Source organism: Azospirillum brasilense, assembly GCF_022023855.1.
Taxonomy (GTDB): Bacteria; Pseudomonadota; Alphaproteobacteria; order Azospirillales; family Azospirillaceae; genus Azospirillum; species Azospirillum brasilense_F.
Genome location: NZ_CP059450.1, coordinates 1,079,674 through 1,100,092, shown reverse-complemented (window position 1 = coordinate 1,100,092; position 20,419 = coordinate 1,079,674). Strand labels below are relative to the sequence as shown.

27 protein-coding genes and 1 pseudogene are annotated in these 20,419 nt (G+C 64.1%); 25 read left to right on the top strand and 3 right to left on the bottom strand.

Annotation, left to right across the window (positions count from 1 at the left end):
* Nucleotides 1–201 precede the first annotated feature (201 nt).
* The 14 genes and pseudogenes from H1Q64_RS18310 to H1Q64_RS18250 all read left to right on the top strand — a co-directional run bounded on the left by H1Q64_RS18310 (nucleotide 202) and on the right by H1Q64_RS18250 (nucleotide 11,201).
* Nucleotides 202–450: a helix-turn-helix domain-containing protein gene (locus H1Q64_RS18310; protein ID WP_237905022.1), complete on the top strand. Its 249-nt coding sequence runs from the start codon at nucleotides 202–204 to the stop codon at nucleotides 448–450.
* Entirely contained in the window at nucleotides 443–757 is a 315-nt protein-coding gene (locus H1Q64_RS18305; RefSeq protein ID WP_237905021.1) for a hypothetical protein, read from the top strand. Before H1Q64_RS18310 ends, H1Q64_RS18305 begins: the two co-directional genes overlap by 8 nt.
* Before the next feature lie 11 nt (nucleotides 758–768).
* Nucleotides 769–936, top strand: a pseudogene (locus H1Q64_RS34125) (helix-turn-helix domain-containing protein); the annotation flags it as partial.
* Between the two features lie 586 nt (nucleotides 937–1,522).
* Nucleotides 1,523–2,200, top strand: coding sequence for a hypothetical protein (locus H1Q64_RS18300; RefSeq protein WP_237905020.1), 678 nt, complete (start codon nucleotides 1,523–1,525; stop codon nucleotides 2,198–2,200).
* Nucleotides 2,201–2,213: 13 nt separating this feature from the next.
* Complete coding sequence (locus tag H1Q64_RS18295) at nucleotides 2,214–2,516, top strand: hypothetical protein (RefSeq protein WP_035681104.1); 303 nt, start codon at nucleotides 2,214–2,216, stop codon at nucleotides 2,514–2,516.
* Between the two features lies 1 nt (nucleotide 2,517).
* Nucleotides 2,518–2,727 carry a hypothetical protein gene (locus H1Q64_RS18290; RefSeq protein ID WP_237905019.1) on the top strand — a complete coding sequence of 70 codons (210 nt, stop codon included), beginning with the start codon at nucleotides 2,518–2,520 and terminating at the stop codon, nucleotides 2,725–2,727.
* A 232-nt stretch (nucleotides 2,728–2,959) separates the two neighbouring features.
* Entirely contained in the window at nucleotides 2,960–3,448 is a 489-nt protein-coding gene (locus tag H1Q64_RS18285; protein WP_237905018.1) for a hypothetical protein, read from the top strand.
* The gene (locus H1Q64_RS18280) at nucleotides 3,438–5,333 is read left to right on the top strand and encodes a phage terminase large subunit family protein (protein WP_237905017.1); all 1,896 of its coding nucleotides are present in this window, start codon (nucleotides 3,438–3,440) and stop codon (nucleotides 5,331–5,333) included. Before H1Q64_RS18285 ends, H1Q64_RS18280 begins: the two co-directional genes overlap by 11 nt.
* A gap of 89 nt (nucleotides 5,334–5,422) precedes the next feature.
* Entirely contained in the window at nucleotides 5,423–6,868 is a 1,446-nt protein-coding gene (locus H1Q64_RS18275) for a phage portal protein (protein WP_237905016.1), read from the top strand.
* Nucleotides 6,861–8,720 carry a prohead protease/major capsid protein fusion protein gene (locus H1Q64_RS18270; RefSeq protein ID WP_237905015.1) on the top strand — a complete coding sequence of 620 codons (1,860 nt, stop codon included), beginning with the start codon at nucleotides 6,861–6,863 and terminating at the stop codon, nucleotides 8,718–8,720. The genes H1Q64_RS18275 and H1Q64_RS18270 overlap by 8 nt, the downstream gene beginning before the upstream one ends.
* 2 nt (nucleotides 8,721–8,722) lie before the next feature.
* Nucleotides 8,723–8,938 (top strand): phage head-tail joining protein, encoded by a 216-nt coding sequence (locus H1Q64_RS18265; protein WP_237905014.1) that lies wholly within the window; start codon nucleotides 8,723–8,725, stop codon nucleotides 8,936–8,938.
* A gap of 2 nt (nucleotides 8,939–8,940) precedes the next feature.
* Nucleotides 8,941–9,282 (top strand): DUF2190 family protein, encoded by a 342-nt coding sequence (locus H1Q64_RS18260; protein ID WP_237905013.1) that lies wholly within the window; start codon nucleotides 8,941–8,943, stop codon nucleotides 9,280–9,282.
* A gap of 73 nt (nucleotides 9,283–9,355) precedes the next feature.
* The gene (locus H1Q64_RS18255; RefSeq protein ID WP_237905012.1) at nucleotides 9,356–9,658 is read left to right on the top strand and encodes a hypothetical protein; all 303 of its coding nucleotides are present in this window, start codon (nucleotides 9,356–9,358) and stop codon (nucleotides 9,656–9,658) included.
* Between the two features lie 316 nt (nucleotides 9,659–9,974).
* The gene (locus H1Q64_RS18250) at nucleotides 9,975–11,201 is read left to right on the top strand and encodes a hypothetical protein (RefSeq protein WP_237905011.1); all 1,227 of its coding nucleotides are present in this window, start codon (nucleotides 9,975–9,977) and stop codon (nucleotides 11,199–11,201) included.
* 567 nt (nucleotides 11,202–11,768) lie between these two features.
* On the opposite strand, the gene H1Q64_RS18245 is transcribed toward H1Q64_RS18250, so the two are convergent.
* The 3 genes from H1Q64_RS18245 to H1Q64_RS18235 all read right to left on the bottom strand — a co-directional run bounded on the left by H1Q64_RS18245 (nucleotide 11,769) and on the right by H1Q64_RS18235 (nucleotide 13,300).
* Entirely contained in the window at nucleotides 11,769–12,506 is a 738-nt protein-coding gene (locus tag H1Q64_RS18245; protein ID WP_237905010.1) for a hypothetical protein, read from the bottom strand.
* Nucleotides 12,507–12,716: 210 nt separating this feature from the next.
* Nucleotides 12,717–12,983: a DUF3892 domain-containing protein gene (locus tag H1Q64_RS18240; protein ID WP_237905009.1), complete on the bottom strand. Its 267-nt coding sequence runs from the start codon at nucleotides 12,981–12,983 to the stop codon at nucleotides 12,717–12,719.
* Between the two features lie 158 nt (nucleotides 12,984–13,141).
* Nucleotides 13,142–13,300 (bottom strand): ribbon-helix-helix protein, CopG family, encoded by a 159-nt coding sequence (locus tag H1Q64_RS18235; RefSeq protein WP_237905008.1) that lies wholly within the window; start codon nucleotides 13,298–13,300, stop codon nucleotides 13,142–13,144.
* 145 nt (nucleotides 13,301–13,445) lie between these two features.
* Here H1Q64_RS18235 and H1Q64_RS18230 point away from each other — a divergent pair, with 145 nt between their 5' ends.
* From H1Q64_RS18230 to H1Q64_RS18180, 11 genes are all read left to right on the top strand, one after another.
* Nucleotides 13,446–14,198 (top strand): hypothetical protein, encoded by a 753-nt coding sequence (locus tag H1Q64_RS18230; RefSeq protein ID WP_237905007.1) that lies wholly within the window; start codon nucleotides 13,446–13,448, stop codon nucleotides 14,196–14,198.
* Nucleotides 14,191–14,808, top strand: coding sequence for a hypothetical protein (locus tag H1Q64_RS18225; protein WP_237905006.1), 618 nt, complete (start codon nucleotides 14,191–14,193; stop codon nucleotides 14,806–14,808). Before H1Q64_RS18230 ends, H1Q64_RS18225 begins: the two co-directional genes overlap by 8 nt.
* Entirely contained in the window at nucleotides 14,805–15,017 is a 213-nt protein-coding gene (locus tag H1Q64_RS18220) for a hypothetical protein (protein WP_237905005.1), read from the top strand. The genes H1Q64_RS18225 and H1Q64_RS18220 overlap by 4 nt, the downstream gene beginning before the upstream one ends.
* 116 nt (nucleotides 15,018–15,133) lie before the next feature.
* Entirely contained in the window at nucleotides 15,134–16,321 is a 1,188-nt protein-coding gene (locus H1Q64_RS18215) for a tyrosine-type recombinase/integrase (protein ID WP_237905004.1), read from the top strand.
* A 50-nt stretch (nucleotides 16,322–16,371) separates the two neighbouring features.
* Nucleotides 16,372–17,034 carry a hypothetical protein gene (locus tag H1Q64_RS18210; protein ID WP_237905003.1) on the top strand — a complete coding sequence of 221 codons (663 nt, stop codon included), beginning with the start codon at nucleotides 16,372–16,374 and terminating at the stop codon, nucleotides 17,032–17,034.
* A gap of 2 nt (nucleotides 17,035–17,036) precedes the next feature.
* The gene (locus H1Q64_RS18205; protein ID WP_237905002.1) at nucleotides 17,037–17,489 is read left to right on the top strand and encodes a DUF4128 domain-containing protein; all 453 of its coding nucleotides are present in this window, start codon (nucleotides 17,037–17,039) and stop codon (nucleotides 17,487–17,489) included.
* 82 nt (nucleotides 17,490–17,571) lie between these two features.
* Nucleotides 17,572–17,919: a hypothetical protein gene (locus tag H1Q64_RS18200; RefSeq protein WP_237905001.1), complete on the top strand. Its 348-nt coding sequence runs from the start codon at nucleotides 17,572–17,574 to the stop codon at nucleotides 17,917–17,919.
* A 13-nt stretch (nucleotides 17,920–17,932) separates the two neighbouring features.
* Nucleotides 17,933–18,379, top strand: a complete 447-nt coding sequence (locus tag H1Q64_RS18195) for a phage tail tube protein (protein WP_237905000.1) — start codon at nucleotides 17,933–17,935, stop codon at nucleotides 18,377–18,379.
* Nucleotides 18,380–18,526: 147 nt separating this feature from the next.
* Nucleotides 18,527–19,357, top strand: a complete 831-nt coding sequence (locus tag H1Q64_RS18190; protein ID WP_237904999.1) for a hypothetical protein — start codon at nucleotides 18,527–18,529, stop codon at nucleotides 19,355–19,357.
* A 143-nt stretch (nucleotides 19,358–19,500) separates the two neighbouring features.
* The gene (locus H1Q64_RS18185) at nucleotides 19,501–19,719 is read left to right on the top strand and encodes a hypothetical protein (protein ID WP_237904998.1); all 219 of its coding nucleotides are present in this window, start codon (nucleotides 19,501–19,503) and stop codon (nucleotides 19,717–19,719) included.
* Nucleotides 19,716–20,333 carry a hypothetical protein gene (locus H1Q64_RS18180; protein WP_237904997.1) on the top strand — a complete coding sequence of 206 codons (618 nt, stop codon included), beginning with the start codon at nucleotides 19,716–19,718 and terminating at the stop codon, nucleotides 20,331–20,333. Before H1Q64_RS18185 ends, H1Q64_RS18180 begins: the two co-directional genes overlap by 4 nt.
* Nucleotides 20,334–20,419 lie beyond the last annotated feature (86 nt).

The window sequence follows — 20,419 nt, the reverse complement described above, 5'->3', positions numbered from 1 at the left end:
AAAGATATTTAATATCAACAACTAAGCCCTCTCGGACCCGTCCGGAGGGCCTTTTTTATGCGCGACATGGATTTGGTCAACAAGTGACGCCTAAAGCCTTGATACGACACGGAAAGTCGCTGTCGCCAGAGCCGTTCGACGTGGTTCGACGGCCTCGCCACGCGACAACGACGCGACATGAACGCGACAACGGAGACCATCATGCAGACCAGCGTGACCACCGCGCCGGCCCACCCCGGCCGGCTTCTCTATGGCCTGAAAGCCATCGCCAATTACCTGGGGATCACGGAGCGGCAGGCCCGGCACCTGCACGACAAAGACAAGCTGCCCACGCGCAAGGAAGGGAAGCGGGTGTTCGCCAGTCGCGACGCCCTTGACCGGTGGATTGCCGATCCTGCCGCCGGCCAGCCCGATGCCACCGGCACCGATAAGGCCCCCGGCCATGAGTGACTCTCTGGTGCGGGTATCCGGCCTGACTCTTCTCGACGGGGAACCGGACGAGCGGGGGCGCCTGCCCCTCGCGTGCCTCGACGTTCTGGTGGGGGGCGTGTGGCTCCACCGCTGCACGCTCGTCCGAACTGAGGGCGGGGAACTGACCGTCCAGCCGCCCGCGGTCTTCGGCAAGGCGTTTGCCCGGCGAGCGGAGCGGGGGGCCGATCATGCGGCCTGGGCAGCGGTCAACGCGGCGGCGCTGGCCGCTTACCGAACGGCAGGGGGCACGGAGGCCGCCGCGCCCGGCGCCGGGCCGGATGAGTGAGTGTCCGTGTCATGACCATGGTGTGGAACACGGACCTCAAAAGCACACCGAAGTTCGTGCTGCTTCGGTTGGCAGACTTCGCGGCCGATGATGGCGGGAAGGTTTTCCCTGGTGTGAAACGGGTAGCGAGGGACACCGGCCTGTGTCTCCGCGCTGTGCGAGACGCCTACCGTGTGTTGGAGGACTGCGGGGTGCTGGTGATGGTGGCTGCGGAAGATCCCGCAAACCACCTGCCGAGGGAATACCGGATCGACCTCGACCGCCTCCGTGAGCTTGCCGTTGCGAGTTCGCCGACCGCTGATGAGTTGGACATTCCGACCACACCACCCCCGGCACCAGATGCCGTACCCCCCGGCATCTCCTGCCTCCCTCCCCGGCACCAGATGCCGCACCCCCCGGCACCAGATGCCGTACCCCCCCGGCACCAGATGCCGCCAATCCATCATAAAGAACCACCAAGAATCCAGAACCAGACTCTATCGCTCGACCTGGGGGACGAAGAGGCGCGACTGCCGCCCCCTGAACCGGACATCGAGGCTGCCTTCGCTAAGTGGTGGGCCGCCGTCCCGCGCAAGGTCGCCAAGGGCGCGGCGCAGCGCGCCTACCGATCCGCCTTGAAGCACGCTACGCCCGCCGAACTGCTGACCGGCATCCGCCGCTTCGCTGCTGAAGTCGAGGGGCGGGAGGAGCGGTTCGTCGCACACCCTGCGACGTGGCTAAACGGCCAGCGCTGGCTTGACGAGCCGGGCCGGCAAGGAGTCGACCATGCCCAAAGTCGCACAGCTTCCCGCCCCGTCCGGAACGGGTTCGTCGCCCTCGCTCTCGAAGAGGCTGAGCGACGCCACCAAGACGCCCCAAACGATCCTGCCCGATGGGACGGCCCAACCCTCGACTTGGACCCCGCCGGAGACGGTGGCGCCTGACCTGCAACGGGAGGCCGCAGCGGCGTTGCCGGCGCTGGCCGATTGGATGCGCCCGGCGGACGAGGACACCGTGCGCTGCTGGCTGGCCGACCTGGGCATTCTGGTTGCCGGGACGATGGGCGTGGAGGAGGCGCGGGCCAAGCTGGGGGCCTACTCCCGCCTGTTGGCCGACGATTACCCGCGTCTGGCGTTCACGGAACGCACGCTGCGCGCCGCGGGCCGCCGGTTCAACACGTACTTTCCGACGTTCGGGAAGGTCGCGGAGTTCTTGGACGAGCTGGCGGTGGAGCTGCGCACGAAGGTCAACCGCGTGCAGGCCCTGGCCGCGCCACCACGCCAGCGCCAGCGGGAGGCCGAGGACGAGCCGGTGAGCCTGGAGCAGCGCCAGCGCATGGGCGAGCTGTTCGGCATTCTCGGCAAGGCCCTGACCTCCGGGGACTGGAGCGCGGTGGACGCGGAGTGCCAGCGGATCGAGGCGCGGGACAAGTGGAACGCGCCCCAGCCACCTACGAAACCCTGATTGGAGAACCCTCATGACTCCGAGCGAAGTCTCGGCGGAGTTGGTCCGCCGCTGCATTCCGTCTGAAGCCTCGCCCGAGGCGAAAGCCGAGCAATACCGGGAAATCCTGGCCGCGGTGAACGCTGCCGGCCGCTACGCCGAACCGGCCTGGGTGCTGGTGCGGGACGGCAAGGGCGACGTGCTGGCAGCCTTCACGGTGCAGGTGGAGGCGTTCAAGGCGACGGCGCCGAAGGCCAGCCCTGCACCCGCTCCCGTCATCCGTCCGTCTTCCTGGCGCCGGGAACTGGTGCGTGTCGCCGCACCGAGGGGATTGTGAAATGAACCGCACCGACGTTCTGAGCATCGTGGCCGCCCCTCTGATCCGTGAGCGCCGGCCCGTCCGCTTGTCCCGCATCAACGCCGCCCTGGCCGCAGCCGGTCAGGCCGAAACCACCGTCGAGGAACTGGAGGCCCTGGCCGGAACGGTCATGGCGCGAAAGGGTGGGGGAAGTAGGAAGCGCGTTGCCCGCTGCAAAGCTCTGGCGTGACCGTGGATGGGCTTGTCGGGTTCGTAGGCTATCTCCGGACCCTTGCGAGGCAGACCGCATCCACGGGCCTTCTGAGCTTTAGCTAAGGGCCATCGGCAAGGGCACGGGTCCTTCCGGGGCGATTCTACCGGGGGTGGCCCCCGCCACAGCACCTCTCCAGGCACGAACCGTCCTTGGGGGTTCCTGATCCGCCTCCCGTCAGCAAATTTTCCTACCGACAAGGATCTTCGGAATGGCGACACAAACCGAAGTCGGGAAGCATCTCGACCTGTCCGACCGCTCCGTGCGGGAGTTGCTGGAGCGGGGAGTCCTGCCGAACGCTGCCCGCGGCGCCCTCGACCTCGACCGGTGCAGAATCTCTTACATCCGCCATCTGCGGGAAATGGCCGCGGGCCGGGCGACCGGGCCGGCCGGTGACGACCTGACCAGCGAACGCGCCCGGCTGGCCCGCGAACAGGCGGACAACATCGCCCTGAAGAACGCGGCGCTGCGGAAGGAGCTGCTTCCACGCTCCGACATCACCCGGGCCGTGGTCGCGGCGTTCCAGATCGTGCGCGACCGGCTGTCCGCCCTGCCGGCGCGGCTGGCCGGGCCGCTGGCCGCGACCTCCGATCCGGCGGAAGTGCGCGGGCGGTTGAGCGACGCAGTGAACGGCGTGCTGGTGGAGCTGAGCGAAACGCGCGTTGTCGCCACCGTCGAGGAGCCGGCCGATGCGGCTTGACCTTCCTGTGTCCGAGCTGGTGGCGGAGACGGCGACGGGGTGGTTCCCGGCGCTGCGGCCGGCGCCGCGGCTGTCGCTGGCCGAATGGGCGGAGCAACACGCGCGCCTCTATGACGGCGGCGCCTTCAGGCCCTACGCCTATCAACGGGCGATCCTCGACGCGATGACCGATCCGGCGGTGCGCCGGATCACCCTCATGAAGTCGGCGCGCGTCGGCTACACGCAAATGCTGTCCGCGGCGTTGGGCTACTTCGTTGCGCAGCGGCCTTCCAAGATCATGGTGGTTCAGCCCACCACCGAAGACGCCGAGGACTACAGCAAGGACACCATCGATCCCCTGGGCGAATGGCCGGTGCTGGCCGGGCTGCTGTCCGAGGTGAAGGCCAAGACCAAGGGCAACACCATCAAGCGCAAGGCATTCCCCGGCGGTTCGCTGCGCATCACCGGGGCGAACAGCCCGCGCGCCTTCCGCCGCATCGACCTCGACGTGCTGCTCTTCGACGAGGTGGACGGTTATCCGCCGATGGCCGGGAAGGAGGGTGACCAGATAGCCCTTGGCCTGAAGCGCCTGACGCAATCGCTGCATCCCCTGGCCGTGCTGGGGAGCACGCCGCTTCTCGACGGGGAAAGCAAGATCGCGGACGCCTTCGCGGCCGGGACCATGGAGCGTTACCATTTGCCGTGTCCCTGCTGCGGGGAGCTTCAAGCGCTGGTGTGGGGCGACGGGACCGGGCCGGGCATGCGCTGGACGGACAACGACCCGGACACCGTGCATTACGTCTGCGTCAACGGGTGCCCCTTCGGCGAGGAACACAAGCTCGACCTGCTGGAGCGCGGGCGTTGGATCGGGGAGACGCCGTGCAAGGATCATCGCAGCTTTCACATCTGGAGCGCCTATAGCCCGCTGCCCGGCGCGGCGTGGCCCGAGTTGGTCAAGGAGTTCCTGGCCGCCAAGCGCGACCGGGAAAAGCTGCAAGTCTGGACCAACACCGTGTTGGGCGAGTGCTGGGTGGACCGTGGCGAGGCCCCGGAGTGGCGGCGGTTGTACGACCGGCGCGAGACCTGGGAGCCGGGCACCGTTCCGGCCGGCGGGCTGTTCCTGACGGTCGGTGCCGATGTGCAGCGCGACCGGATCGAGGTGAGCGTGTGGGCATGGGGTCGGGGCAAGGAGTCCTGGCTGATCGAGCATCGGGTGTTGCCGGGCGACCCGTTCCAGGCGGCTGTCTGGCGCGACCTGACTTCGCTGCTGGCGGAGACTTGGCGCCACGAAAGCGGCACCGACCTGTCGGTGATGATGACCGCCATTGACGCGGGCGACGGCGTGACGATGGAGGCGGTGAAAGCGTGGGTGCGCAACGCCGGCCCGCGCGTCATGGCGATCAAGGGCAGTTCGCTGGCGCTGGCGCCGATCCTGGGCCAGCCGTCCGCTGCGGACGTGAACTATGGCGGCCGGAAGATCGCGGGCGGGGTGAAGCTCTGGCCGGTGGGCACCAGCGCGGCGAAATCCGAGTTCTACGGCTTCCTGCGCCTCGACCGCCCGACCGAGGAAAGCGGCGAGCCGTTCCCGGCCGGCTTCGTCCACATTCCGCAGCATGTCGGCGAAGAGACGGTGAAACAGCTTGTCGCGGAACATCGGGTGACCCGCGGCGGCAAGGGCCGGCGCAGCGTCACCAGTTGGGAAAAGCTGCGGGATCGGAACGAGGCCCTGGATTGCCGAAACTACGCCCGCGCGGCGGCGGCCCGGCAAGGGCTGGAGCGCATGAACGACCCGGCATGGACGGAGCTGGAGCGGGCCTTGGGTGTGCCCCGTGATCCGGCTGTGCCGGTGGCCGCAGCGGCGCCGACGGCGCGGCGGGTGTCCCGCTCGTCCTGGCTGACGGAATAGACGGCCGGCCCCGGCGCCATCTCCAACGTTGAACGAATCGGCCAGCAGTCCTATGGTTAGGCAATTATACCCTATTGAGGATAATTGTCATGCTGTCGGGACTGCGGCGGACCGTTGGGAACCTGTTGATCCGCAGCCTCGACGCGGCCGGAGCCGGCAAGCGCTGGGGAGCCAAGTCCCGCATGGTGAACCTGAACGCCGAGATGCTGGCCGGTGCGTCCATCGCGGCGCAGCGCGCGGCCTACTTCGCCCGCAACAACCCGAACGTCGCCGCCGCGGTCAACGCCTTGGTGAGCAACGCTGTGGGGACCGGGATCAAGCCCCGCTCGAAACACCCCGATCCGGCGGTGCGCGATGCGCTGCACGCCCTGTGGGAGCGGTGGGAGCGGGTGGCCGATGCGTCGGGCCGGGCCGGCGGCTTCTACGCCCAACAGGCCCTGGCCGTGCGCGCAATGATCGAGGGTGGGGAATCCTTCGCCCGTCTCCGCGCCCGGCTGCCGGAAGACGGCTTGCCGGTGCCGCTTCAGGTGGAGCTTATCAGCCGGGACCAAGTTCCCTCGACGCAGTGGCAGGAAATCCGGCCCGGCAACCCGGTTCGGGCCGGGATCGAGTTCGACACGCTGGGCCGGCGGGTGGCGTTCTGGGTGCTGCCCTTCAACCCGAACGACCCCACCATGCCGGTGCTGGCGCCGACCTGGGAGCCGAAGCGGGTTCCGGCGGAGGACATGCTGCACCTGTTCCGCGAGCTGGTGGAGAACCAGCTTCGGGGGCTGTCCTGGCTGGCGCCGATCCTGCTGCGCGTGAAGGAGCTGGACCAGTACGAAGACGCCGCTCTGGTCCGCGCCAAGGTCGCGGCGATGCTGGCCGGCTTCATCATGAACAAGGACGACGCCAACCCGGCTTGGCAGCCGCCGGCCAACGCCGAGACGCCGACGCTGGAACCGGGTGTGCTGGTGCCGCTGAACCCCGGCGAGTCCGTCGAGTTCACCAACCCGCCCGACGACAAGAACTATGACCCGTTCACGAAGAACCACATGCGGGCCATCGCCGTGGGGATCGGGGCGACGTACTTCCAAGTCTCGGGCGACCTGAAGGACGCCAACTATTCGAGCCTGCGCGGCGGGCTGGTGGAGTTCCGCCGCAGTGTCGAGCAGCTCCAGCACCTCACGATCATCCCACAGTTCTGCGACCCGGTGTGGCGCCGCTTCGTGACGCTGGCCGTGCTGTCCGGCGCCATCGACGCGCCCGACTTCTTCCGCGATCCGGAACCCTACCTGTCCGCGGAATGGCTGCCGCCGGCATTCGACTGGGTAGACCCGCTGAAGGACGTGCGGGCCGAGGTTGAGGCAATCGAGGCGAAGTTGAAGAGCCGCGGGCAGTCCGTCGCCGAACGCGGCTACGACGTCGAGACGCTGGACTCGCAGATCGCCGCGGACGTGCAGCGGGAACAGCGGCTCGGGCTGCCCACCACGGCGACCAAACCCACCGCGGCGACCCAACAGGACGAACCCACGGAGACCTCCGCGAATGGCTGAGATCCTGACCCGCGCCATGGGCGCGACCACGCCGACCACGCTCAACCGCGAGGCCCGCACCGTTGAGGTGGTGGCGCTGTCCGGTCCGGCGCCCGCCGTGCGCCCGCCCCCCGCCCCCGATGGCACCCGCTCCGCCTGGATCGAGGAGCTGGACGCGGCCGGCGCCGACCTCTCCCGGTTCCGCGGCGGCCCGGCGCTGAAGGACCATCGCAACACCACCGACGCCGCCGTGGGCACGGTGGCGGATGCGCGAGTCGACGGCGACCGGATCACCGGAACCGTCCGCTTCGACGCCAGCGCCACGGCTGCCGACCTCATGGCGAAGGTCGAGGCCGGTTCCGTGCGTGGCGTGAGCCTGGGCTACAGCGTCCAGCGGTGGCAGCGGGCCGGCAAGCGCGACGGGCTGCCGGTCTTCCGTGCCATCGGCTGGGCGCCGCATGAGCTGAGCTTTACCCCTGTGCCGGTGGATGCCGGCGCCACCGTCCGTTCCCAAGGAGGCATCATGGACGAAGACCAGACCACCACCGAGGCGGACGCCGCGGCGGAGACCACCACCACCGACACCAGCGCCCGCGCGGTGGACACCACCGCCAGCCGGGCCGGGATCAACGGCCAGATTCGGACGATGGTCCGCGCCGCTGGCCTGGAGATCGCCACCGCCGACCGGCTGATTGACGACGGCGCCGACCTCGACCGCGCCCGCGCCGCGGTGTTCGACGCCATGCTCGCCCGCTCCGGCGGCCGGCCGCTCGCTGCCGTCCAGGTCCTGCACGATCACGATGATCCGGGGGCGGTGGTGGATCGCATGGCGACGGCTTTCGCCGCCCGCGCCACGGCGCACCTGCCGGAAGCGCACCGGGTGCAGATGCCGGAACAGGCCCGCGCCTATGCGGGCCGCTCCCTCCTCGACCTCGCCGCCGAGCTGGCCGACCGGCGCGGGAACCCGATCGGCACGCGGCACCTGTCGCCCGCCGACCTCTACCAGCGCGCCATGACGACGGGTGACTTCCCGGTCCTGCTGGCGAACGCGGCGAACAAGACCCTCCTGCCGGCCTATCAGGCGGCGGCGCCGACCTACCGCCGGTTCTTCGCCCGGCGCGACTTCCGCGACTTCAAGCCCGCGTCGTTCGCCCGCGTCGGCGACTTCCCGGTGCCGCTGGCCGTGGGTGAGAACGGGGAATACAAGCACGGCGCCATCAGCGAGAGCGGCGAGACGGTCACGCTGGGCGAGTATGGCCGGGTGGTGATGTTCAGCCGCAAGGCGCTCATCAACGACGACCTGGGCGCCTTCGCCGACCTCCCGAGCAAGGCCGCCCTGCGCTGCGCAGATTGGGAGAACTCCGTGGCCTGGGCGCTGGTGGTGTCCAACCCGAAGCTGTCGGACGGCAAGACGCTGTTCCATGCCAGCCACGGCAACCTCGCTTCCGCCGGCGGCGCCATCGACCTCGCGACCGTCTCCGCCGGCGAAGCGGCGATGATGAAGCAGACCAGCCTCGACGGGCTGAAGCTGAACCTCAAGCCCGCCGTCCTGGCGACCGGGCCGGACCAGTTCACCGCGGCCCGCCAGTTCGTCAGCACCGCCGTTGCGCCGACCACGGCCGCCGCGGTCAACCCGCTGGCCGGGACGCTGACACCCGTGGGTGACGCGAACCTGCCGGGGCCGGGCTGGTATCTCATGGCCGAGCCGGCGGCGCTGGAGACCTTCGTTTACGGCTACCTGCAGGGCCAGTCCGGGCCGATCATCACGCCCGAGCCGGGCTTCGACGTGGCCGGGGTGAAGGTCAAGCTCACCATCGACTTCGCCGTGGGCGCGGTGGATCACCGCGGCGCCTACTTCAACCCCGGCGCCTGACCATGACGACGCTGGCCGACTTGATTGGAATGCGGGACGCCCTGGAGGCGGCCCGCTTCACCGGTGTGCGCAAGGTGGTCTATTGCGACACCGAGACCGAATACAAATCCGACGCCGAAATGAAGCGGGCGCTGCTCGACCTCAACCGGAAGATCGCCGCTGCCAGCAGGCCGGCCAGCTCGCCGTTCGTGACCTTCTCGACCTCGAAAGGACTGTGACCATGCGGAACTTCGTGCAAGCCGGCTGCAACCTCGACCTTACCGCCCCGCGCGCCCTGGCATCGGGTGAAGGCTTCATCGTCGGGAACCTGTTCGCCGTGGCCAGCACTGACGCGGCCAGCGGCGGCACCCTGGTGGGTGTCACCGAGGGCGTGTTCATCCTGCCGAAGAAGCCGGCCGCCGTGATCGCCGCGGGCGGCCGGGTGAGCTGGGACAATACCGCGCACCAGTGCGATGCGCCCGGCGCCGGGCTCTACCCGGTGGGCGTGGCTGTGGAGGCCGCCGGCAATGGGGCCAGCACGGTCACGGTGCGGCTGGACGGTGTGAGCACCGCGGCGGCCTGACCTGGGCGGAAGCGCCTGAACCTGTAGCCGGCCGGCGCGTCATGCCCGGCCGGCTTTTCTATGCGAGGTGACCATGAGCAAGCCCGAATCGTCGTGCCCGGCCGTCGAGGTGCTGGACCTTCGCCTGTCGGACGGGACCGGGCAGACGCTGGCCGTTGCCGTCGTTCAGGTGGGGCCGGTGGAGATCCGTAACGTGTGGGTGACCGATTGGGACGGGCGGCTGTTCGTGCGGCTGCCGGGCACCATCATGAAGAAGCGGCTGAAGCCGGCCGTATGCCTCGATGAGCCGGTGTTTCTGGAGCTGCGCGAAGCGGTGCTGGCGGAGTACCGGGTAGCGACCGGGGCGGAGCCGTGGAGCGCCTCTCGGGCGCTGTAGCGGTTGCCCTGGCCGGCGAGACCGGCCCGAGCATCTACAGCTCCGACGAGAGGCCTGGGGGCTTGGCGGAGTGATCGTAGCAACGAAATCAGCGGCGCCGAGCGGAGAGATTGCGGTTGGCTTGGGTAATCGAGGATAGGGCAGGTTACGCTAACCCGATTGATTTGCGACCTTTTCTTTGACGCCAAAGATGCAGACACTGGAGCGAAATACCTACGAGGAAGCGGGGCCGGCTATGACCTACGAGACGGATGAACGGTTGAAGGGCTATTTGGACACGAACCAACTCCATCGCGAGCAGATGTGTCTCGCGATCATGGCCATCGACAAGCGCTTTTCCAACGTACGGCCTCGTCATCCGCGAGGGGGGCCAGATGGAGGGCGGGATATAGAGGCCATCTTTAATGGCGCCCAACGTGCATTCGGGGCTGTAGGATTCATTAATCAAGCAAATGATTCAGAAGAGAACAAAAGGAAAGCTGCAAATAAGTATAAGGAAGATGCAGCCTCCGCCATCTCGGCAGATCCGAAACCAGACGTTCTTATATTTTTCACGAATGTGAACTTAACGGTATCAGAGAAAGATGAATTAATCACGCATGCTAAAAATTTGGGATTTGCAGATTCTGAGATATATGACCGAGAGCGGATGAGGCTTTCATTAGATAATCCAGATGGTCTTAGCATCCGTTTCCAGTATCTTAAAATACCTCTTTCTGAAGCGGAGCAAGCCACTTTCTTTGCACGTTGGGGGGACGATATACAGAGTATGATATCTGATGGATTTGGGCGAATTGAGCGAATTCTAAACAGAATACATTTTCTTCATGAAGCTGATATGCCACTTGATAGAATAACCATCATTTTTGAGCTTGATAAAAAATATACATTAAAGGAGATAGGGCATTTTAGAATGTTCGCCTCGTTTTGTCTAGAAAGGCCAATGCACGGCGTTTCTGAAATGATGTTTGGGGTGACAAATAGCAAGACGAGAAATTATGGACTTGATTCGAGAGCTGATATTGATGAGAGCTGGCCGCTTTACGGGATGCAGTGGGATTATATCGATGAAGCGACAGGAAAAGATGAAAGCTCTGTTAATGACGATGAATCTGAAGAACAAGTAGATATGTATAATTCAATGAAAACCTCTGGTCATGTTTGGGATGGCGAATCAAACCGCATTGCTGCGGTATATACAACAGAAAGCGTATTTGGGATGGGCCCCGCCCTAAGGTTGAAAGATATTGATGGCGTTGATGTAATTTTCTTTGTTAACAAAGAATTTTCAAAGAAAATCAAGATAATACATGTTTATGCTAACCAGTATAAGGTTGATGAGATATTTGAGGATGGTTTCCGGGTGGATGAGAAGGATTTCGAGTTCATAATTCCTATCGCGTTCAAAAGTGAGGAATTAGAGGACGATTGGGTAAGAATAAGGCCATCGTCATTTGATTCATGTTTCTCATTTCGCTTCTCCCAACGGACACCAAAGCGATTTTTCGAGCCAGAGGAAACAGTGGTAAAAATACAGATATAATAGTTATGTTGATGGCGACGTGGGTATTGATTCCGCTCTGATGCCTTCAGCGCTAATTGTGAACGCTTTTACGCTTTACTAAGGGACGTCATGACTGCGCAGGTGAAGCCGATCATGCCAGCCGCTCGATGCCTCAGTCCACCTCCGGACCGACGCTCATCCAGCGCCACCGCCCCGCCGCCCAACCCGAAGGGAAGGGGAGGCCGGCGCCCACCCCGATCCCATCGGGTCACCCACCCGCCGGCCTGGAGCTGCTCACCTGCATCATGATAATGGTGACGCAGCTCGCCAGCCGGGCGGGGAGAGGCGCTGTCCTCCCCTCTGGCGCTGGGTGTCGGCTCGACCGGCGACCGGCCAGTGGACGCCCGATGGAGCGCGATCCGGTGGGCTGTGGGTGCAGTCTGCGGGGGAGGGGGCTAATTGGTGGCTCCCTCCACCATGGGCGCGTTGGGTAGGGCGCTGAAGGTTACAATGGTTGAGGTGGGGCGAAGCTAATTGAAAACCAATTCCTGAGAAACATGAAGCCTTGAGCGGACTTGAATAGATCATTAATAATAATTTATCTGTCTATGCTTTATTGTCGTTTTTCCAAAGCAATTTAAAGTGTTTTCTGATATTTGGAAGTATTATTACCATCTTCTCTTCCGGGAACGATAAATAGTCATGGGGAGGAAGATTAAGTTCAAAAAAAATCCTAACCTCCTTCTGCCAGCTATAAATTTTCCGCTTAGCTGAATAATCGAAAAGTTCATCTAGTGGATTATTGATAATTATTGGCGAGTCGTCGTACCTAACTTCAAATACTTTCGGTGCGAAAAAAATTGAGCTCATTCTTTTTCCTCCTTTTGCTATTATTCCAAGTTTATAAATATCGTTAGCTAGCGCATGGATATTATTTATTTTTAGCGCAGCGTCATAAGGCGGCATGCCGCTTTCTGACATACGATGTTTCCAACTTGAATAAATCGTAGTTGGGTCGCCAATTGAAGCACAAAAAACGAATGCGTTTGTCTTCATTCCAATAGATGCTCCATTCAAAATAGTTGCAATGGGAGGAGGAACGTATTCTCCTGGCTCTGGGTAATGGTCAAGAACAGCATTTCTTTCTGATCCTATTTTGAACAAATGCTCCTTTTCCTCATATGATAATTCATTATCTCTTATAATGGCTCGGTAAACACCGTCTTGGCTGTCACCTATATAATCTGCCTCGCACTGTTTTCTGTAGAAATTAAGGCTGCCAATAAGAATAGTTTGATGCTCAAGTACCCGGGCGACGTCTTCGCTTCTAAGGAACTTAGTCACGTGCATTTTTATTTTAACTCCAGCAATTTAAGCTCTCGTAATGGGGAGGGATGCCCGCATGGGTTTCGTAAGCCCATTCTGCGTTCCCGCGCGGGGAAGGTCAACGGGGGTGCTGGGGCTGCTCTGGTCGAAAAGCAAAAGCCCGCCGGGTCTCCCGCGGCGGGCTTGTTCGTTTACATCCTAAAGCCAGTTGCCTGCCAAGGCGTCAGCTTAGGGGCACTCAGAAAGTGACAAGAGATTATCGTTCCACTTCCCATCGGCGTGGGTGCGGAGATACTTACCGTTCTCCCCATTGACGACGCCAATATTCGCGCGGTTTCCATTAACCTTCGTATAGAAGGTGTGAGATTTATCTTCGATCCAGCCTATTACTTGCTGTTTCGACCATTTCCCGGAAGAGTTGCCAAGATAAGTTATGCCCTCGTGCTTGCTGTTTCTATCGCTCTTATTAATGCACGTAATTTGAATGTCGGCCATGCCTTCCTCCGTCAGTTTGGAGAGTGATCATAGGCCAATTTCCCTTTTGAGTCGATCCAGCGCCCGCTATGCCAACTCTTTATCCGATGCGCCTAAGCGTAATCGCACCTTGGCTCCACTGCCGTTCTCCGGAATGACCTCTATGCCGCTCCCAAGACTCACTCCGCCTTCGGCAGATAGCCCCTCTCGACCAACCATGCCTTCAACACCCGCTCGACCAGCGACGACACCGACCGGTCATCATCCTTTGCGGCGCGCTCCAGGGCTTCTTTAAGTTCGGGCTCGATGCGGAACCCAAGCGGTGCGGTACGTGCCATTCTCTAACATCCTCTAACATCGCAGTTGACCGCTAACGTTGTTAGAACCATACTGACATTGTTAGAGAGAGTAAAGCGGCCGAACCGGGTGTTAGCGGCACCCGATCCGGCCTGACCACAATCGAGCTGCTTGGAGCTACGGATCATGGCTGATTCCGAGAATACCACACCCTTGCCCGGCGCCAGTCGCCGGAAATCGGCTGGCGCCCTGGTGCCCGCCAAGCTCGCCGACCTGCCGCCCCTGACCCCCGACCAACTGAACGACCAAGACGGCGAGCCGCGCATCGTCCACACGGTGATCGCTGATTGCTTGGGCACGCGACCGCAGGAAGTGGCCCGGCTGATCGAGCGGAACCGCGCCGAGCTGGAGACCTACGGCGAGGTTTGTGTCACGGCGACACAAACCACCGACAAAGGCGGCCGCCCCGGCAAAGCCTACTACCTGAACGAAGGCCAAGCGCTGGTCATCTGCGCCCTGTCCCGCACCCCGCAAGCCGCCCTGGTGCGCCGGCAGATCATTGAGGTGTTCTTGGCTTACAGGCGGGGCAAGCTCGCCTCGCCCGAGGGTGCCGCTCTGGCTGCCCTGGCTGCCGAGGTTGGTCGGCTGGCTGCGGTGGTGGGGGAGCTGGTGGTGGGTGTCGTCAAGCCCGTTCAGATCGCCGCGGAGAAGCCGAAGGCGCTGACCGGGGGCAAGGTCCGCATCCAGGCGACCGAGCCGGGCGACCTGCTGTATGGGGTCAAGGCCATCGCCCATACCCTGAACCTGACGGAGCGGCAGGCCCGAAACCTCCACGACAAGGGACGGATTCCGACGTTCAAGGTCGGGACGAAGAGGGTGGGCGCCCGGCGGAACGAGTTGGCGGCGTGGCTTGCCGGGCAGGGGGTGCCCCATGCTTGAACCCTTATCCCGCCGCTCCATCCTGGCCGGCGCGTCGGCGGTGGCCCTGGCCGTTCCCGGCCCTGCTGCTGCGGGCTCGTTTGCCGAAGCCATCGCCTATGCCGAGACCGATGGGCGCAAGGTCCTGGGGCTGCCACTGGATGGCGAGCCGCACCCCGACGCCGAACTGCTGCGGCTGTGTCTGGATTGGTTGGATAGCTGGGCGGAATCGGACCGCCTCAACCTTGAGGCCCGAACCCTGGCTGATCGGCTCGGGCTGAAGGGCGGAATCAACCATCCTGATTTCTGTGCTCTGGACGATCTTGCTGAAGCTGAGGGGCGGCGAGGCGGAGAGCTTCTTGACCGGCTGTGCCCTATTGCGGCGCTGACGCTGGAGGGGCTGTTCGCCAAAGCCATCATTGGGATGCGCGACGAGTGGTTGACCGACCCGTCGGCCAGCTCCCGCCTCTCTTCCAACATCCTGCGCGACCTGCACAGCCTCATTGCGCCGGGCGCCGGTCAACAGGTGCAGCGCATCTTGAACCACCCGGTGACGGTCGACGCGCTCGCCGAGGTGTTCGGCGAAGGCGCGCCCATGGCCGGGACTGCATGCGGGAGGTGCGCCGCATGAGCCTCGACGGGAACCGCGCCGAGATCATCGGCTACGTCGAAGGGCTGGAGAAGGTGGTGGGCGAGCTGGCCGTGATGGTCAAGCTGCTGCGCGCCGCCACGGTCAACGGTGACGCCGAAGCAATCGAACTCGCGGCGACAATCGCCTATGGGCACGCGACGGAACCGCCGGTGACCCTGGCGAGGCTGATTGAACGCCTGGGCGCCTGACCGGCCCGGCCGCACTGACGGGGTGCGCGGTCTGCGCCCCACCCAACCACACCTGAACCGCGGCGACGGCGCTGGGCATCCCCGGCGCCGCGCCCAATCCTATCCGGAGAACGATCATGGCAAGTGTGCGCAAGCGCGAATGGACGCACAATGGCGAGTCTAAAACCGCGTGGGTGGTTGCCTACACCGACCAGAAGGGAAAGAGACGCCTGATCACGTGCAAGAGCAAAAAGGAGGCTGATAAAGAGCGGTTGCGTGTGGAGGTCGAGATTGAAAACGGACAACACACGCCGGCCACTGAAACAGTTAGTGTGCATTATGCTATAGAGGAGTGGTTGAAAGATTGTGAGGGTAGGGCTGCTGTGAAAAGCCGTCTCACGAAAGCGTCATCTGAGCATTATAAATATTGTTCTCGAAGGATCGATGCGGAGATTGGTAGTAAGTTGCTGACATCCGTAAACGGCCAGATGCTCCAATTGATGGTCAACGACCTCGTGTTGAAGTTCAAACCAAAGACTGTAAGAAACACGATGATGGCGATGACCTTGCTTTTTGACTTCGCCATTGAACGGGGGTGGGTGAAGCGACACCCTGTGCGAGACGAGAAAATTCATATGCCCCCCTGGGGGAGTCCGAAGCCGGCCATTCCTTCAAAGGAAGATATCGCCCGTCTGATCGGCGCAACTGAAATCCGCCCCCCTGGAGAGAGTGACTTGAAGTTCATGACAGGGCGAGCGGCCTTCTATCTCGCCGTGCTCGGGGGCATGCGACGCGGGGAAGTCTGCGCGTTGCAGTGGGAGAACGTCGATTGGCAAAGAGGCGTCATCACCGTTCGGCACAATCTTGCGCGGTTGGATGGGCTGAAGGAGCCGAAGACGCGCGCCGGCAATCGCGTGATTCCCATGTCGCCGCCCCTGCGCAAGGCGCTGGAAGAGTTGCGGGACCTGAAGGGCGGGAAGCCGGTTGGGCACGTGCTGACGACGAAGACCGGGCACCACATGGGGCTCAGCCTTCTTCGTGAAGACTATTGGGTTCCGCTGGTCAAGCGGGCCGGGCTTTGCGACACTGCGGGTCGCCCGCGGTATCGCTTCCATGCGCTCAGGCATGCGGCTGCGTCGTTGCTGATCGAGAAGGGGCTGTCACCGCTCCACGTCAAGACGGTGATAGGCCATGCGTCGGTGAAGACGACCATGGATATCTACGGGCACCTGTTCCCCGAAGATGACGCGATCCGCCGGGCGACGGCGCTGATCGCGGAAGACCTCGCCGCGACAAGGGCGCGACAAGAGGGCGTAAGTGATTGATTTCTAATCCCCCAATTTAGGGGGCGTGCTTTGACTTTCTGCGGTCGGAGGTGGCGCCCGAAGTGGGCGGCACCTTCACCGTGGGCGGGGCGACCTATCCGGTGGACATCCCGCCCATCCTCTTCCCGGTGGACCACGACCCCGAAGGCCTGCGCGCCCGGCTGCTGTGCGGTTGGGGCACGTCGGCAACTTTCCGGACCACCACCGGCAACCAGAACACCCTAAACCCACCAACCGGCTCCGGCTGGATCGTCGCCACCGCGGCGCCGGCCGGCGCTTCGACCGTCAGCATCAAGGCGACGCTGACGACCGGCCAGCTTCTGACCGGCGACCGTGCCGTAATAGGCGGCGAGGCCTTCGCCATCACCGCGCCCGTCTCGGCGGCCGGGAACGTCTTCGCCAACGTGCCGCTCGACCGGGCCTTGCCGGAGCTGGTGGCCGCTGGCGCGCCGGTCGCCTTCTCGTTCGCCTGCGATCGGCCCCTGAAGGCCGCGGTGCGCAGCTTCGAGGCCGGACAGCTTCTCGGCGGGATCGTCGTGGGCGACCAACGCCTGATCGTGCCACAGGTCGCCCTGGACGCCGCCGACGTGCCGGTGGAGCCGTCCGCGGCGCACAGCGTGCTGATCGGCGCGCAACGCTGGCGGGTCAAGACGGCGGTCGCCGCCCGACAGGCCGGCGCCGCGGTGCTGTGGGACCTGCACGTCGGAGCATGACAATGATCGATGATGCCACCGTCCGCGCCGCCCTACATGCTGTCCTGGCCGAAGGGCCGATTCCGGATGCAGACATCGGGCGCTTGGGCGACTTCTCGTTCCAGCCGCCTCCCGACCGGGTGCATCTGCGCGTGTCCCTGATCTGGGAGCGCAAGGCGAAGACCGGCGCCGTGCTGACCGAGGCGTCCGGCATCTGGCAGGTGCTGGTCTACGCGCCGGAGGGGACCCAGGTCGATGCAGTTGAGGGGCTGGCCCTGTCGGTGGGCCTTCTGTACGAGCCGCATGTCGACGGGCCGCAGCTCGGCGACATGGTGCGCATCACCGACGTGCAGACCCTGACGGCGGTGGACGGGCAGGACCGCCCGGCGAACGACGGCAGCCCCGGTCCGCGTTGGGTGGTCGTGCCCCTCCAGGTCGATTTCCGGATGGAACTGATTCCCGACGGGATCGTCTGACCCACCCATTCCTCAACGCCTTCATCACCGCCGCCCGGCATCCCGCCGTGGCGGATTTTTTCGCGTCTATGGAGAAAGCCCCATGGCCCAGATCAGCGCCCAGACGACGAGCGAGGCGGGCGCCGCTCTCACCTACAGTTCCGCGTCCGGCGGCGGAGACAGCTTCACCAACACCGGCAAGGAACTGCTGCACGTCAAGAACGGCGGCGGCTCGTCCGTGACGGTCACTCTGAAGTCGCGCAACACGACGCCGGTGGTCGACGGCTACGGCTCCGTCAGCAAGCCGGACGTCGCGATCACCATTCCGGCGGGCGCTGACCGCATTGCCGGCCCCTTCCCCCTGAAGGCGTTCAACGACGCCAACGGTCGCCTGTCGATGACCTTCTCGTCCACGACGAGCGTGTCGGCGGCGGTCATCGCCACTCGATAAGGAGCACTGATCCATGGCGACCTCCACGTCCATCAAGGCGAAGGCGGGACGAGCCTTCACCATCAAGGTCAGCGACGGCGGCACGACGCCGACCTTCCTGACCATCGGCGGCCTGAAAAGCACGAACCTCCAGCTCAACGGCGGCGCAGTGGAAATCACCAACGTCGGAAGCGCCGGATGGAAGGAATGGCTTCCCGGCGGCGCCTCCAAGGGCCTGGCCATTTCCGGCGACGGCATCTTCGACAGTCTGACGCAGGGCGCTCGGAAAATCTGGGATGCGGCCATGGCGATGGACGCCACCGGCTACATCGAGTGCCAGATCATCAGCGGCCACGGCGACAGCTTCGTCGGCACCTTCGTGGTGGAGAACTACATCCGCAAGGGCGACGACGGCAGCGCCGAGACCTTCTCGGTGTCGCTGCAGTCCTCCGGCCCGCCGCAGTACATTCCGGCCCCGTAAGCCGGCTCTTCGCCTTTCCCTGCCCCGGACCAGGAACACCCGTTGGCCGGCAACGGCTGACCACCCGCGCGAGGTGTGGGCGGCGGAGCGTCCGGGATGCGCTTTGTCGCCCTTCGCGATTCCCCATGTCTATCCCGGAGACATCCCATGTCCATGCTGCCCATCACCGCCGCCAAGCCCTACCTTTTCATCCGGCTGGTTGACCAGATCGAGAAGGCCCGCGACGCTGTGGCCGAGGCCACCCGCAAGCTCGCCAACTCCACCGCCGCGCTGGAAGCGAAGCAGGATGACGCGGACCTGAAGAAGGACGTCGAGCAGGGCGAGAAGCTGCTGGCCGACGCATACGAGGAACTGGACCGGCTGGAGGCCGAACTGGAGGCCAACCCCGACCAGCCCGTCTACAAGCTGCGGGTCCCGAGCTTCGACATCAACGCCGCCTTCGAGGAGGCGCTGGTCCGCCTGCCGACCTACCCGGGTGACCGGAAGATGTTCCGCGCCATCGAGGCGAGCGGCCTGATTCCGAGCGACGATCCCGATTTCGTTGTCGTGAAGGAGGCCCTGAAGAAGTCCGGCGGCGGTGTGTCCGAGGATCTCAGCGCGATCTTCCAGGACTTGTACGAGCGCGCCGACAATGCCGAGGCGGTCCAGGACATCCGAGCGGCCCGCCTCCGCTTCACCAAGGGCGTGGCCCGCCTCCGCACCAAGCACTACCTGATCGGCTTCGAAGGCGTCCGCGACCTGGATGGCGACCTCGTGCCCTATCTCGCCGAGAACGGCTACCCGACCGACGCCACCATCAACGCCATCCCGCCGGAGGACATCACGGCGATCGGCGACAAGGTCCAGGAACTGAACTCGCTGCGTGGCCGCGGGGGAAACTCTCGCCGCGGGGCGAAGTCCTCCGCCTCGCCGCAGCCGTCGCAGCCGAGCCCGACCGTTACCGAGACGGAGACGGTGGAGACCCAGCCGACGCTGTAGTTGGTCCATGGGAGGTGCTGGGGGTGACGTGGCACGTCAACCCCCAGCGCTTCATCCCTAGCTGGGCCTGGATGATGGTTCGGCTCTGGCGCATGTCGCAGGGCGGCACGGGTATAGGGCATCTACCTGAAGGCCCGCGGGCCATGAGCCAGTCCACCCTCATGATGGACGCATTCGCGCTGATGAGCGAGGCCGAGGCGGAGATGCGGGCTGAGGGCGAGAGCAAGCCGGGCGTCTGGACCAAGCGGCAGATCGCCGACGTTCGGGCCAGCGTGGCGCGGGCGAACGAACTCTACCCGGACGGGCCGGCTACCGGCGCGCTGCTGGAGGCTGTTCTGAAGTCGCGCCAGCGAGAGGAATGACCATGGCTCGCGATCCTGTGTTCGACCGGCAGGTCTTCCTCATGCTGCGCGGCGCGGAGCAGGAGGTGCAGAGGCTGTTCGTCCAGCGCATCCACCAGGAGCTGGACCGGGCCGAGATGGAAGCCCGGCCCGCCGGGTGGGACCAATGGATCGACGGGAAGGAGGGGGCGCCGATCGAAAGCGTCTCCTCCTTCGGCGTCGCGGTTTTCGAATTCCGCTACATGCCGGAAATCATCTGCTTCGCCTTGGACATTCTGTTCGCAAACAGCCCGATCGACATGCACCCGCGGGCGGACAACATCGTCTTCCGCGAGTTCCGGCAGCTGTTCGTGGACGGGGTGTTTCGCGACGACGTAAGCGACGGCATGGAGCCGTCCGATTTTGCGTGGATGCTCGACCTGCCGAAGGGCACCGAATACTTGCTCACCGATGATGAACCCTATGCGGGCAAGCTGGAACGAGGGTTCTCCGACCAAGCGCCCAATGGTGTCTACAAGGTCTCTTGCGACACCGTGCGCCGGCGTTACGGGAACCTCGTCCAGGTTCAGTTTCAGTGGGTTCGATCCGAGGGCGCAAAGCGTGGCGCCCCGGCCATGATGATCCGCGAGCTGTAAGGCTCCAAACACATAGGCCCGCCACCGGCGGGCTGTCCTGATTCTGGGCGCCCGCCGATGCCGCGGCGCCCTTTTCGTTGGGTGTC